7 protein-coding genes are annotated in these 15110 nt (G+C 62.0%); 4 read left to right on the top strand and 3 right to left on the bottom strand.

Annotation, left to right across the window (positions count from 1 at the left end; translation table 11 throughout):
- Window positions 1-2 precede the first annotated feature (2 nt).
- Window positions 3-1664, top strand: coding sequence for a serine hydrolase domain-containing protein (locus HHL24_RS00785; RefSeq protein WP_169483473.1), 1662 nt, complete (start codon window positions 3-5; stop codon window positions 1662-1664).
- Between the two features lie 48 nt (window positions 1665-1712).
- On the opposite strand, the gene HHL24_RS00780 is transcribed toward HHL24_RS00785, so the two are convergent.
- Window positions 1713-3179 carry a M81 family metallopeptidase gene (locus tag HHL24_RS00780; protein ID WP_169483472.1) on the bottom strand — a complete coding sequence of 489 codons (1467 nt, stop codon included), beginning with the start codon at window positions 3177-3179 and terminating at the stop codon, window positions 1713-1715.
- 126 nt (window positions 3180-3305) lie between these two features.
- Complete coding sequence (locus HHL24_RS00775; protein ID WP_169483471.1) at window positions 3306-4298, bottom strand: ATP-binding protein; 993 nt, start codon at window positions 4296-4298, stop codon at window positions 3306-3308.
- A 271-nt stretch (window positions 4299-4569) separates the two neighbouring features.
- On the opposite strand from HHL24_RS00775, the gene HHL24_RS00770 reads away from it, so the two are divergent.
- The 3 genes from HHL24_RS00770 to mdeB are packed head-to-tail and all read left to right on the top strand — an operon-like array spanning window position 4570 to window position 11341.
- Entirely contained in the window at window positions 4570-6945 is a 2376-nt protein-coding gene (locus HHL24_RS00770; protein WP_230417285.1) for a TonB-dependent receptor, read from the top strand.
- An 18-nt stretch (window positions 6946-6963) separates the two neighbouring features.
- Complete coding sequence (locus HHL24_RS00765) at window positions 6964-8613, top strand: serine hydrolase domain-containing protein (RefSeq protein WP_169483469.1); 1650 nt, start codon at window positions 6964-6966, stop codon at window positions 8611-8613.
- A 43-nt stretch (window positions 8614-8656) separates the two neighbouring features.
- Entirely contained in the window at window positions 8657-11341 is a 2685-nt protein-coding gene (mdeB, locus tag HHL24_RS00760) for an alpha-ketoglutarate dehydrogenase (RefSeq protein ID WP_169483468.1), read from the top strand.
- 162 nt (window positions 11342-11503) lie between these two features.
- Here the strand turns inward: mdeB and HHL24_RS00755 are convergent, their stop codons facing one another.
- Window positions 11504-15037, bottom strand: a complete 3534-nt coding sequence (locus tag HHL24_RS00755; RefSeq protein WP_230417284.1) for an indolepyruvate ferredoxin oxidoreductase family protein — start codon at window positions 15035-15037, stop codon at window positions 11504-11506.
- Window positions 15038-15110: the final 73 nt, after the last annotated feature.

Below are 15110 nucleotides of genomic sequence, written 5' to 3'. Positions count from 1 at the left end.
ACATGACACCAGATGCATCCGCCACGACGACGCGGCTCGACGCGCTATTCGCTCCTTATCAACGCGCCGATGCGCCCGGACTGGTCGCCGGCGTTACATATCGCGGCCGGGTGATATATCGGCGCGGCCTCGGCATGGCCAGCCTCGAACACGGCATCGCCAACACGCCGGCCACGCGCATGCGCATCGGCTCCGTCAGCAAGCATTTCACTTGCCTCGCTGTCCTGCTCCTGTGCGAGAAGGGCTCTCTCGACGCGGACGCACCCATCGGTGCGTATCTACCGGAGTTACCGCCGGCCGCGGGCGCACCGACGTTACGGCAGTTGATGTCGCATCGCGGTGGCCAACGATGCGCGCTCGATCTTGCGCTACTAACCCAGGGCCTGGCGATCTCGCCGCGTGGCGCGCTATTGGCGTCGCAGCAACGTCAACGTGATGAGAACTTTCCGCCGGGAGAACGCATGATGTATTCGAACGGCGGCTATCACCTGCTTTCGCTCGCCATCGAGCGCGCGAGCGGGATGCCATTCGATGCATTCCTGGCAACGCATATCTTCGACCCCATGCGCATGCGCGACACGGCGTGCGTATCCAACGATATGACAATCGAGCGCGGCATTGCGACGATGCATGTACCCGACGGCCAAGCAGGATTCCGGCGCGGCATCTTTCCGTCATGGGAAGTACTGGGTGAAGGGTCGATCGTCTCGACCGTCGACGACATGTTGCGATGGACTGCGCACCTGCACAGCGGCGAGAAGATCGTCGGCAACGCCGATACCTGGGCCCAGATGCTGGCATTGCCGGTGTTCTCCAGCGGCCAGCGCAGCCAATATTCGCTCGGTCTCAAACAGAGCGTCTATCGAGGCGTCGGGCTGATACATCATTCAGGCGGTGTCGTCGGCGGAACTTGTCAGATGCTGCTGTCGGCGGAACATGGGCTCGACGTGGTCCTGCTCAGCAACGGAGCAGTCAACGCGCCGTTCGAACTTTCGAAGCGTGTCGTCGACATCGTGCTCGCCGGCGAGTTGAGCGGCGACGGGCCGCCGGTCGCGGCGCGCGCCGCCAATCATGCTGCGCGCCTCGGCAGCTACCGGTCGTCCAGCAGCGGCGCTGTGTATGCGCTGGAAGATCGTGACGGCTCATTGGTATTGACGGGGCTGCTTTGCCCAAAACCTTCGATAACGCTCTACGACAGCGACAATGACCTGAACGACGTGGAGATCGAAGCCAGCGCCGACGGGGCTATGGCGTTGCGTTGGGGATCGCCCGGCGCGCCGGACGATCTATCGTGCATCCGCATCTTGCATTGCGGACACGCCGACATGTTCACACGACTCGGTGAAGCGCCCGCGCTGACGCCCCGCCTGATCGCAGGGATGCCCGGCACGTTCGAAAGCCACGACGCGAACGCGCGCGCAACGATCCGCCTCGACGGCGAAGCGCTCGTACTTCGCATGCAGGGCGCGGTGGGCGGCTGCGATTATCGCCTCACGCCGCTGGCCAGCGACGTCTTCGCCCTGACGCCGGTCGATCCAATGGACCTCATGACCGGAATCGTCACATTGACGCGCGATGCAGCGAGCGCACACATCACGGGCTTTCGTGTCGATACGCCGCGTACCCGGCATCTCGCCTTCACGCCGGTGCGGGCCGACGCCTGAATCCTGACGCGTGACGCTTGCCGGCGCGCGGACCGCGCCGGCATGTACTCACATCGCCGACGCAAATGGATTCGACACGCGCGGCCAATAGTTGAGGTCACGATGCCGATAGTCCAGTTCGGCAAAAGCCGTCGTGAGCGCACCTGGCGCCGCAATATGGAACACGGCCTTCGAGCGCGGCGCGAAATCGGCTTGAAAATGCTGCGTCGATTTCACGATCACCAGCTTCTTTGAGCCGAAGTCGATGCCGAGACCGGTGAACGCGTCTACACCCAGCACCTGGGTGCGAACCGATATCAGCACGATGTCGAGCCCGTTGTCCGCTTCGACCCACACCGCCCGGCCAAGCGGCTGTTCAAGACCCATGATGCTTTGCGTATGCCGCTCGACCACGCCGCGCACTGTGACGCGCAAATCCAAGGGGTCCCCGGAGTACACACTGCATTTACCGCCAATGCGCAAATCCAGTGTCGCCCCGACACCGGCGTCCTTGCAAATCTGAATGGCGCCGAGATCCCACAAGCACCCGATCGCAACATTGGCAATCCCCCGCTCGACCACGCGACGCAAGATGAACGTGCTGTCGCACGGCGCGCCGCCACCAGGATTGTCCGCGACGTCCGCCAGTACGACCGGGCCCCCCTCGACCGCCAGCGCACGGTCCAATCCGGTATCGATATCGAGCCATGCCGGGCGGGTGGCGTCACGCAGTTCCCAGAACTCGCGCGCCAATTGCGCCGCCAGCGCTTCAGCCTTGGCGAGATCGTTGTCCGTCACCACCAAAACTTTCGCGCCAGCTTCGGGTACGTCGCCCCACGGAAAACCGTGGCCAAGCGACACCGATAGCACGCCGTTGTTTCCTTCGACAGAGCGCATGCGTCGGACAAACCCCGCCATCGGCTCGCTGGTGGTGTGCCATGCCCCGACCATCCGGCAGTCGACCACACCGGTTGTCGGACGGATGTGCCCGGCAGCCATATCAAGCGCTAACTGATAGGCCTCGCGCGCCCGATCGACGGCATCGATATGCGGATACTCCTTGTACGCAATCAGGATATCTGCCGATGCCTTCATCAATTGCGTGAAATGACAGTGCGGATCGAGCGTGACGGAGATGGGCACGTTGGGCCCGACAAGGGCGCGAATGCCGGCGAGCAGATCGCCTTCACAATCGTCGTAACCCTCCGCCACCATCGCGCCGTGGAGCAGCAGGATCACCGCATCCAACGGCAACGCGGCTTTAACTCCGTCGAGAATTTCGTCCCGCAGGGACTCGTAGACCGCGCGGATTGTGCGCCCGGATGGCTGAGCTTCGGCACACAGTCCCTCTACGATCTCGTGGCCGTCCTGCTCGGCAAGGCGCCGCACTTCCGCCAGCACATGACCCATGCCGCCGGGCTCGCGCAAACTCGCGTCACCGTGAAAGATGGTGCTCTCTTCGAAGCCACCCCAACCGGTCGGACAAGGAGCAAAGGTGTTTGTTTCGGTCGAAAGCTGAGCCGTATATATTTTCATGTTGAGGTCTGCCAAACGTGATTGAAGGGCGTGAAACGACTATAAGCACGCGCTATTTCCGCTTTGTGAGCACTGTGTATCAAGCATGAAATAGAGCTTCGCCTACGGTCGATCCGAACGCCCGTTCTATCGACGCGGCAGCGTGACCTGTGCCACCAATCCACCTTCCGTGCTGTTGCGCAACACCAGCTCGCCGCCGTGACGCTTCACGACGTCGTTCGCGATGGCAAGGCCAAGTCCCGTTCCCCCGGTGTTTTTGTTGCGAGAACTCTCCACCCGGTAGAACGGCTCCAGCGCCCGCTCCAGTTGCGACTCCGGTATGCCGGGGCCATGATCGACAATCTCGATACGTACATACGACGGCGCGTCGGTCAAACGGATATGCGCGTCTTCACCGTATCGAATCGCGTTGGCAACCAGATTCGTGAGGCAGCGCTTGAGGCCGAGCGGCTGAGCCGACAGCGGCGCCACTTCGCCGCCGATCGTCACCCGCTGGCCGTGTTCGGCCGCGTCTTCCGCGATCGCATCCACCAGCGCATTGATATCGACCGGACTGAACGCCTCAACCACTTCTTCATTGCGTAGAAACGATAGCGTTGCTTCCAGGAGTTGCGTCATTTCGTCGATATCGTCTCTGAGACGTTCACTCAATTCGACATCCTGAGCGGAGCGAAGGCGCAGTTTCATGCGCGTCAGCGGTGTGCGCAAATCGTGCGACACGGCGGCAAGAAAACGGTTGCGCTCACTCATTTGCCGCCGCAGCGACGCCTGCATCGTGTTGAACACCCTGGCGGCCTGACGCGCTTCGATGGGGCCCGTTTCCTTGATAGGTGGCGCATCGATATTCCTCGACAATTCGTCTGCCCCCAGGGCTAACGACCGGAACGGGGCGGCCAGCATGCGAGCCCCAATCCAGGACGAGATCAGTGCCGGCATAACCTGGATCATCACCGCGGCGCCCCATTGCAGCGGCGCGCTCATGCCGGGAGGCGGTTTGAAAGGAGCCGTGCTGTAGAGCTTGAAGAGCAATAGGCCGGCGCTGACCTGCGTCACGATGACGATCGAGATCATCATGAAAAGCAGGCGGTAAAAAGCCGAATCGAAACGGGGTTTATGCATGGTCCTGGCCGGCAGCGAACGATGACGTCAATTATCGCCCGCGAATGTAGGGTCTTTGTGTGTCCTTTATTGCAAGCCCGAAACAAATTTCCGCGCCGGCTAACCGCCTCCTGCCTGTCAGGCCGCCGTCTATCCCTGCCGATGGTTTGTATCAACAGCGATACAAAGGCCACATGAAACAGAAATAACCGGCACTTACCGTTCACCTTGAGTTGCGCTACACGGCACCACTTTCGGTCGATTGCAAAATCAAGAGGAGACAATGGTGAGGATGAGAAATAGAACGAAGCACACAGCGGTTTCGACGGCGTTACCCCTGCGGCAAGGCGGGCGTTACGCAACGCTATTCGTCGGACCGGTGTTCGGGTTGGCATCGCTGGGTGTGCATGCGCAGGAACAGGTGCCGACACCAACACCCATGCAAACCCAGCAGATCGCTGCGCCGGAAGCGGCGTCCGCCGCAACGCCGGCCACCGCGCAGAGCAACGCGGCGCCGAATGCACCCGCGGCTGAGACGTCGACAGCGCAAGGCAAAGATGGCGCGACGCTCAATACCGTTGTGGTTACCGCGACCCGCCGACGTGAGCCGGCGCGCGAAGTGCCGATGCAGGTCAATGTACTCTCGGCCGACGAACTGCAGAAGAGCGGCGCGAAAACGATGTCCGACTACCTGTCTGCGGAGCCGGGCGTCGACTTGAACGCCAGCGGCGGCAGCGGGTCCGGTCAGGTCAGTATCCGCGGCGTGACGACAGGTGTTCAGACAGGACCGACAGTCGGCATGTATATCGACGACGTCGCGTTCGGCGGCAGCACCTTGTTCTCTCAAAGTGCGACGTTTGCGCTCGACATGAGCTTGCTCGACCTCAACCACGTTGAAATCCTGCGGGGCCCACAGGGCACGTTATATGGTGCTGGCGCGATGGGTGGCTTGCTGAAATACGTCACCAACGAACCCGACTCGGAGCAGTTTTCCGGGCAAGTCGGCACCGGCGTGTCGGGAACGGAGCATGGCGGAGTGAGCGGCACGGCCAATGCAGCGTTGAACATCCCACTGAAAACCGACGTTGCTGCGCTGCGCGTCTCCGTGTTCGGGCAGCACGATGGCGGCTACGTCGACGCAGTGGGTCCCCAGGCGGATTCGCACATCGATCGCGGCGACACCTACGGTGCCCGCGCGTCGTTGCTACTAACCCCGACCAAAGATTTGACGGTGCGGTTGAGCGCTGTCTCGCAGAACATCAACCGCAACGACCCGGACTACGTTGAATACGGCCCGAACGGACAACCGGTCTGGGGTGACCTGACAACGCAACAGTTCGCCCCGCAACCGTTTCATCAGAACATCCAGCTCTATTCGGCGGGGATCGAATACGAACTCGGCTGGGCACGCTTGAACTCGATCACGTCGTATCAAAGGATCAACTCGAGTGCGCCGCAAGATCTGACCGGCGTATATGGGCCGCTGTTTGCCGCACAGGGGCTGGACCTGGGTTCGGTGGTGGCCAAGGATGTGGCCACCACGAACAAGTTCACCCAGGAGTTTCGCTTGACCTCGCCGGGCAACCAGCAGCTGGAGTGGCTGGCCGGACTCTTCTATACGCACGAGCGCAGCACTTTGAGCGAGGGTTTTCTGACAACGTTGCCCGATGGCACTGCCGGGCCGAACCTGTCGGAGATCGAAGCGCCCAGCACGTACGACGAATACGCGGCATACGGCGACCTGACTTATCACCTCACACCGCGCCTTTCCTTGACCGGCGGCGTCCGGATCGCACACAACACCCAGACGTATGAACAGACGACGTCCGGCACGCTCGCGGGCCCAACGCAGACCGTCTCGGCGCCGTCGTCGGACACCAGCAAGACCTACATGTTCACCGCGCGCTATGCGCTGACGCCCAATAGCAATGCGTATGTCCGCGTCGCGAGCGGCTACCGGCCCGGCGGCCCGAATGCACTGCTGATCGATCCACTCACCGGCATGCGCGCGCCGGGCAGCCCGACTTTCGAGCCCGACACGCTGTGGAGTTATGAGGCCGGCTACAAGGCCGACCTGCTCGACAAACGGCTATCGCTGGAGGCGTCCGTCTATGACATCGAGTGGAAGAACATCCAGCAGCTCGGTACGGTCGACGGCGTGAACCAGGTCGTCAATGCCGGCGACGCACGAATCAAAGGTCTGGAGTTCTCCGGCACGTTCCGCCCCGACCGGCACTGGAACCTCAGTGCGAACCTGTCGCTCATCGACGCGCGTTTGACGACGGGCAACGCCAGCGCCGGTACAACAGCCGGCGAACCACTGCCAAACTCGGCCAAGGTCGCCGCTACGTTCTCGGGAACCTATCTGTTCACGGCGCAAGGGTATCAGTCGTATGCAGGGGTCACCCAACGATTTGTCGGCCAACGGCACAGCGGGTTCGACGCCAGCTCGGGCCGCCCGGATTACCTGTTGCCAGGCTATGCGATCACGGATTTGCAAGCAGGCGTGGACTTCAGGAAGTTCAGCCTGGCGTTCTATGTCCGCAACCTGTTCGACCGTCGCGCCTTGATCGCGGCCGGTACCTCGCTAATACCGCTGGGCGGCTCGGCTCTCGTCAGCGTGATTCAGCCCCGCACGATCGGCGCGACGCTGAACGTTCCGTTCTAATCATAGGGATAACTGATAATGGCGCAAGATTTGCAAGACATCGTCAAACAGTTGGATGCTCTGTTCGAACGTTTCAACAAGGGCGATGAACCCGGCCTGGTCGTGGGCGTGGCACATCGGGGCGAAATCGTCTACCGGCGCGGCTTCGGCCTGGCAAGCCTGGAACATGGCGTCATCAACACCCCTGCCACACGTTTGCGCATCGGCTCCACGAGCAAGCACTTCACCTGCCTCGCCGCGCTGCTGCTGGCCGAAGACGGCAAGCTCGATATCGACGCCGGGATTCGCACGTATCTGCCCGAACTGCCGCTGCTGGCCGGCGACCCGACCTTGCGTCAATTGATGACGCATACGGGCGGCTACCGCTGCTACCTCGATCTCACGCTGCTCGCGCAAGGCGTGGCGACGCTACCGCGCGGCGGCGCATTGGCCGCGGAAGTGCGACAGCGCGATGTCAATTTCCCGCCGGGGGAGCGGATGATCTACTGCAACGGCGGATATCACCTGCTGTCGCTCGCGATCCAGCGGGTCAGCGGGATTTCCTTCGAGACCTTTCTGAAGGAACGTATCTTCAACGTGATGGGCATGGTCGACACGGAGTCGGTCGCCGACGACATGCAAATCCGCCCGCGCATGGCAACCCAGCATGTGCCGGATGGAAAAGGCGGATTCATGCGCGGCCTCTTTCCCACATGGGAAGTGCTCGGCGAAGGCGGGATCGTCTCGACGGTCGACGACATGCTGCTCTGGCTCGCGCATCTGCGCGGCCCCAAGCGGCTCGGCAGCGAATCGATCTGGCGCCAGATGCTGACTAAACCGCGCTATTCGAGCGGCGCGGAAGGTGTCTACGCGCTGGGGCTGATGCGCACGCCGCATCGCGACGTCGAGTTGCTGCACCATGCCGGCGGTGTGTTCGGCGGCGCCTGCCAGATGCTGACCGTGGAGCAACATGCGCTGGATGTGATCATCCTCACCAATGGCGCGGCGGCCAATCCGGCTGAACTGGCCACGCAGGTGGTCGATATCGTTCTAGGCGAATCGATACTGGGTGCAGAACCTGCCGCACCGATGCAGACCGCTGAGTACGAGACCTTGCTCGGCAAGTACCACTCGCGCGAATCCGGAGCGTATTGCGTGATCGGCGATTACGACGGCCAGGTGAAGGCGAGCTTCCACAACGTCAAACAGATGCCGCTGCCGCTCATCGAGACGGCAGCCGGATTGCGGGTCGATGACGGAGCAGGCGGAGCGCTCCTGATCAAACCTCGCACGTCACCCGCAGAGGGACGCGTGAGCGCTATTGAGCTGGTGGACTGCGGTCACGCGGAGACACTTGAGCGCTTGCCCGACAACGCGCCGCCGTTCTCCGATGCCTCGGCTGGACTGGCAGGCACGTACCACAGTGGCGATGCCGCAGCGCGTGCGACGATCGCCGTGGCGGACGACGAACTCACCATGACGATGGAAGGCGTTGCAGGCAGTGTTGTCTATCGGCTGGAGCCGGTCGGTCACGACGTTTTCACGTTCGACCCTGCCGGTCAGCTGGCGGTCATGCGCGGCGTGTTGAAGGTAGAACGCTCGGGTAAAGACGTGACGCGCTTTCGTATCGACACGACGCGCACGCGCAACCTGAGCTTCATGCGTGAAGCCCCGGGAAGCGCTGCCTAAATCCCCCGCAAGCTGAGCATCGTCAACGTAGCGAGCTACCTGAATGAAAGCCGAACCCATCCATCTGTTGCGCAGCGGCAGCGCGCTGCGCACCGATACCGATATCGATACCGACCAGCAGGAAACCGCCGAGTGGCTCGACGCGCTGGAAGGCGTTGCCCGCGTTGCGGGCGTCGACCGCGCCGCATTCCTGCTGCAACGGCTTGCCGAACACGCTAATCATCTGGGCGTGCCGCCCTCGTCCCACCCGTACTCTCTGTATCAGAACACGATTGCTGTCGATGCCCAGCCTGCGTATCCTGGCGATCTCGCGATGGAGGAACGCATAACATCGATCATCCGCTGGAACGCGCTCGCAATGGTCGCCAGAGCCAACAAGGCATATGGCGAGCTCGGCGGCCACATCGCAAGCTACGCGTCGGCGGCTGAGATCTTCGAGGTGGGTTTTAATCACTTCTTCAAGGCCGATCACGCGGAGTCGAAAGGCGATCTGGTCTATTTCCAGCCGCATTCGTCGCCAGGTGTCTACGCCCGTGCGTTTCTCGAAGGACGTCTCGACGAGGCGCATCTCGAACGCTATCGTCAGGAAGTCGACGGCGGAGGCCTATGCTCCTATCCTCATCCGTGGCTGATGCCCAAGTTCTGGCAGTTTCCCACCGGTTCAATGGGCATCGGACCGATCAGCTCAATCTATCAGGCGCGCTTTCTGCGCTATCTCGAACATCGCGGCATCGCCGACACGAGTCTGCGTCGCGTATGGGGCGTGTTCGGCGACGGAGAGATGGACGAGCCTGAATCGATTGCCGCGCTTTCGCTCGCTGCGCGCGAGAAGCTTGACAACCTCACCTTCATCATCAACTGCAATCTGCAGCGGCTGGACGGTCCCGTGCGCGGCAACGGTCAGATCATCCAGGAACTGGAGTCGCTCTTTAGCGGCGCAGGCTGGAACGTCATCAAGGTGGTGTGGGGCTCAGACTGGGACGCGCTCTTTGCGCGCGACCGAAATCATGTGCTGCTGCGCCGCTTCGCCGGCACGGTGGACGGCCAGTATCAAACACTCGGAGCAAACGACGGCGCTTACAATCGCGCGCATTTCTTCGATCTCGACCCGGAATTGCAGGCGCTGGTCGCACATATGTCACCCGCGGAAATCGACGGTTTGCGCCGCGGCGGCCACGACTTCCGAAAACTGTACGCGGCATTCGACGCCGCAGCAAAACATCGTGGACGGCCAACGGTGATTCTCGCCAAGACAAAGAAAGGCTTCGGTATGGGCCAGGCTGGCGAATCGCGCAACACGTCACATCAACAGAAGAAGCTCGACGTCGATGCGCTCAAGGCGTTTCGCGATCGCTTCGCGCTGCCGCTCGACGATGCAGCGGTGGAGGCAATGCGCTTCTTCAAGCCAGCCGACGACAGCGCCGAGCAACGTTATCTGCACGCACGTCGTGACGCACTTGGTGGCTATCTGCCAAAACGCACGACACACGCACCTTCCGTCACGGTGCCGCCGCTGGAAGATTACGCAAAATTCGCGCTCGAACCGGAAGGTCGCGAGATTTCCACGACAACGGTGCTGGTCCGGCTCTTCACCAATCTGCTGAAAGACAAGGCGCTGGGCCCGCGCATCGTGCCGATTGTCGCGGATGAAGCACGCACGTTCGGTATGGCGAATCTGTTCCGCCAGGTTGGCATCTATTCGCCACTTGGACAGTTGTACGAGCCCGAAGACGCCGGATCAATGCTGTACTACAAAGAATCGAAAGACGGTCAACTGCTCGAGGAAGGCATTACCGAGGCTGGTGCGATCTCGTCCTGGGTCGCGGCGGCCACCTCGTATAGCGTCAACGGCGTCGCGATGTTGCCGTTCTATATTTATTACTCGATGTTCGGTTTCCAGCGCGTAGGCGACCTGATCTGGGCTGCCGCGGACCAGCGCGCACGCGGGTTCCTGATCGGCGCCACAGCCGGGCGCACCACGCTCTCCGGCGAGGGCCTGCAGCACCAGGACGGCACGAGTCATGTGATCGCGTCGACCGTGCCGAACTGCCGTGCGTATGACCCGGCTTTCGCGGGCGAAGTTGCCGTCATAGTCGATCACGGCAGCCGCCGCATGCTCGAAGAGCAGAAGGATGAGTTCTATTACCTGACGGTCACCAACGAGAACTATGCGCACATGCCTCTCGATGCCACCGCCCACGCCGATGTCATCAAGGGAATGCGCCGCTATGGGGCGCGCGGTGCGCAAGGTGCGGCGCCGGCCGTCCGCCTGCTGGGCTCGGGCGCGATCCTCCGCGAAGTGATTGCCGCCGCGGAACTGCTGGCCGACGACTGGGACATTGCTTCCGAACTCTGGAGCGTGACGAGCTTCTCAGAGCTCGCACGCGACGCACGCGAGGTCGAACGCAACGCCATGTTCGGCGCGGCGCATGAGGCGAAGAGCCATGTCGCGCGCTGCCTTCAAGGCAACACGCCGATCGTGGCCGCAAGCGACTACGTGCGCGCCTATGCGCAACTGATTGCGTCGTATGTGGACGCACCTTACATCGCGCTCGGCACCGATGGCTTCGGGCGCAGCGATACGCGTCCCGCATTGCGACGCTTCTTCGAGATCGACCGGTATCACATCGCGCTCGCCGCGCTCTCGAGCATCGATCGCGCAAAGCACGCGCAGGCGCTGCAACGCTACGACATCGAAACCGGCCTCGACGCGCCGTGGACCCGTTAGGCAATGGAATCCCAGCCGTTCAGGACGAGGCGCTCACACTCCGCTTGAAACCAGGCATCGCGGTCGTTCAGGACCTGATGTTTCGACGGCCCTGAACGACTCCATTGCCCAAGTACGTCGAGGACCGGATCTTCGCGTCCTCAGGCAACGGGTCCTCTACCCTCACTCGCCTGCGAGCATCGCGCGATAACGCTCACGCACCGGGCGGGCGTTTTCGTAATTGCGTTCCTTGATCACACCAAAGCCACGAATCGACGACGGCACACGCAACAAGGCAGCCGCCGGTTCGATCGTTTGTGCGGTGAGTCTTTGAAGGGCGAGATCGACGTCTTCTTCGAATTCACCGATCAACGCACGCTCGATGACCCGGTCTTTCTGACGGCCAAACGGATCGAAGGCGGTTCCGCGCAGGACCTTACCGTACTTCATCACGCGCAACAGCGGGTCAAGCCATGCAGCGCGAAGGGCAATCTTGTTTCTGCGGCCGGTGCGAGGGTCGCGGCGCGTCAGAAGCGGGGGCGCCATGTAAAACATCTTTTTACCGCCGCCATCGAAGGCGCTGGACAGATACGCATGGAAGCTGCCGTCGGTATGCAGGCGCGCGACTTCATACTCGTCCTTGTACGCGAGCACCTTGAAATAGTTACGCGCCGCCGCTTCCGTCAGTTCACCGGCAGTACCGGCAATACGCCGCTCGGCTTGCTGCACGCGATCGACAAGCGCCGTGTAGCGGCGGCCATAGGCGGCGCCCTGATAACGCTCGAGGTCTCGCACGCGGTCGGCCACGAACCGCTCCAGGTCAAACTCATCGGAAGCGGCGGCCGCCGTGCCGGAAACCCGTTCGATCACACTTGCGTCGTGAGCCAGCAACCGGCCCCAGAAGAACGCGCGCTCGTTCATCTTTACGGCAGTGCCGTTCAGTTCGATGGCCCGTCCGATTGCCGCTTCCGAAAGCGGAATCAGTCCCCGTTGATACGCGAAGCCCACCATCATCATGTTCGATGCAATCGCATCGCCGAACAGGGTCTCGGCGGCACCCGAGCCATCCCAGAACACGGACGGACCTGTACCGATTGCACCTTCGATAGCACGCTGATGAATGGCTTTGCTAACCGGCAGGTCACCGTCGCGCACAAAGTCTGACGTCGGCGTGATCCGGTCATTCACGACTGCCCGCGTCATGCCGGAAGCGACCCGCGAAAGCGCGCCACTGGACGCCGCAACCACCGCGTCGCAACCGAGCAGAACATTCGCGGCGTGCGCGCCGATACGTGACGTCACGATTTGTGCGCGACTGCTCGCAATCTGCACATGACTGATAACGGCACCATTCTTCTGTGCAAGACCCGTGAAATCCAGTGTCGAGGCGCCTTTGCCTTCCAGGTGCGCTGCCATTGCGAGGATCGCACCGATCGTGACGACGCCCGTGCCACCGATGCCGGTGACGACAATGCTGGTGTGTGCCTCCATATCCACCGACACAGCCGCTGGCGCAGGAAGCTTCGCGCGCCATTCCGCTTCGATGGCGCCAATACGCTTCTGATCCGGCTGTTTAGGCTGCAGACCTTCCACCGTAACGAAGCTGGGGCAAAACCCTTTGAGGCACGACGTGTCCTTATTGCAACTCGACTGATTGACGGCACGCTTGCGACCGAGCTCCGTTTCGAGCGGTTCGATCGCAATGCAATTCGATTGCACCGAGCAGTCGCCGCAGCCTTCACAAACAGCCGGGTTGATCACCACGCGCCGGGGCGGGTCGATCAGCTTGCCGCGCTTACGAAGGCGGCGCTTCTCGGCCGCACAGGTCTGGTCGTACACAATGACCGAGACACCTTTGACCGCACGCAGCGTGCGCTGGAGTGCGTCGAGGTCGTCCCGATGTTGAATTTCGACGTTCGCGGGCAAACGCAACGGACCAGAATACTTTTCTGGTTCGTCGGAAACGACAACCACTTTGGCCACACCCTCGGCGACCACCTGGGACACCACGCGCTGAACGGTGAGACCGCCCTCCGTGGGCTGGCCGCCGGTCATCGCAACCGCGTCGTTAAAGAGAATCTTGTAGGTGACGTTGGATTTCGCCGCAACGGACTGGCGAATCGCGAGGCTGCCTGAGTGCTGATACGTGCCGTCCCCAAGGTTGACGAACATGTGCGGTATGTCCATGAACGTGGACATACCGATCCATTGCACGCCTTCCCCGCCCATCTGACAGAACGTCGCGGTATCGCCCGCTTCGCTCAAGGCCATGATGTGACAACCAATGCCGGCAGCAGCGTAAGAGCCGTCCGGCAATTTGGTCGACGTATTGTGCGGACAGCCGGCACAGAAGAATGGCTTGCGGGTCAACGGCTGTGCGTCTTTGCTGGCCGCGAGTGGAATGACGCGCGAGCCGTTGCGTTGAATCGGCGTAGCAGGCGGAGCGAGTGCGGCGAGTTCAACCCTGGTATGGGCAAAGAACAGTTTGAGTGCGGCAGCAACCTGTTCCGGCGCGAACTCCATCGCGGCAGGCAGCAGCGGTCCTGCTTCACCCAGATCCTTGCCGAACACCGCGGGACGTTCGTCCGCCCGCAGATTGAAGAGCGCTTCCTTGATCTGACGCTCGACAAAGGAGCGCTTCTCTTCGACGACGACAAGCGCCTGCATGCCGCGTGCAAATGCGCGCACCCCGTCAGCCTCGAGCGGCCAGATCATCCCGATCTTGTAGACGCCAATGCCCAGGCGCTCGAGTTCCTGCGGCGACAGTCCAAGGGCCGCAAATGCCGCCAGTACATCACCGTGCGCCTTGCCCACAGTGACAATCCCGACCCGTGCGCCGCGCGGCCGCACCAGCGTGCGATCGACCGGGTTGGCACGCATGAAAGCGAGGGCGGCGGGCAGCCGCTCATCGAGTACGCGCCGTTCGAGTTCGCTGCGTTCGGCCGGCCAGCGAAGATTCGGGTCGTAGTTGAAGCCGCGCCCTTCCGGCACGTGGATGTCGACAGGTAGCCTGAAGCGGGACGCCCCGTTGGCGCCATGCGCCTGCACGGTCATCGAGCGGCCGCTTTCAACGGTTTCGGTAATCGCCTTGAAAGCGACCCACAGGCCTGAAAAACGCGACATCGCGTAACCCGTCAGGCCGAACTCGATATATTCCTCAACCGATGCCGGAAAGAGGATCGGCATCATCGCGCCTTCGAAGACGTGGTCCGTCTGGTGCGGGAACATCGACGATTGCGCCGCGTGGTCATCACCCGCGACGGCGAGTACACCACCCTGCCGCGACGTGCCTATGATGTTTGCGTTACGGAAGACATCCCCGGTTCGGTCGACGCCTGGACCTTTCCCATACCACATCGAGAAAACGCCTTCGACACGCTTGCCTGGAAATGCGTCGACCTGTTGCGCGCCCCACAGCATGGTGGCGCCCAGGTCCTCATTCAAGCCGGGTTCGAAGCGGATCGAGTGCTCCGCGAGCAGTTTCTTCTGGCGCCACAGTTCCTGATCGAAGCCGCCGAGCGGCGAGCCGCGGTAGCCCGACACCAGCCCGCCTGTCTGGATGCCGGCAGCGCGATCGCTGCGAGCCTGTTCAACCAGAATTCGCACCAGCGCCTGGGTGCCCGTCAGGAAAACAGTCCCGTTCTCTCTGACGTAGCGATCCTCAAGACCGTACTCCATATCGATCTGGCGCCCCAGCTCGACTGCTCGCATATTCATTGTTTGTCTCCTCTGCCCGTAGGGGTGGCATGCGAGCCATTTTAGGTAGCCGATAGAGGCGATTCGTGCCAAA

It is taken from the genome of Paraburkholderia polaris, from assembly GCF_012927345.1.
GTDB lineage: Bacteria > Pseudomonadota > Gammaproteobacteria > Burkholderiales > Burkholderiaceae > Paraburkholderia > Paraburkholderia polaris.
The sequence above is the reverse complement of the archived record's forward strand: the minus strand, read 5'-3'. Positions and strand labels throughout refer to the sequence as shown.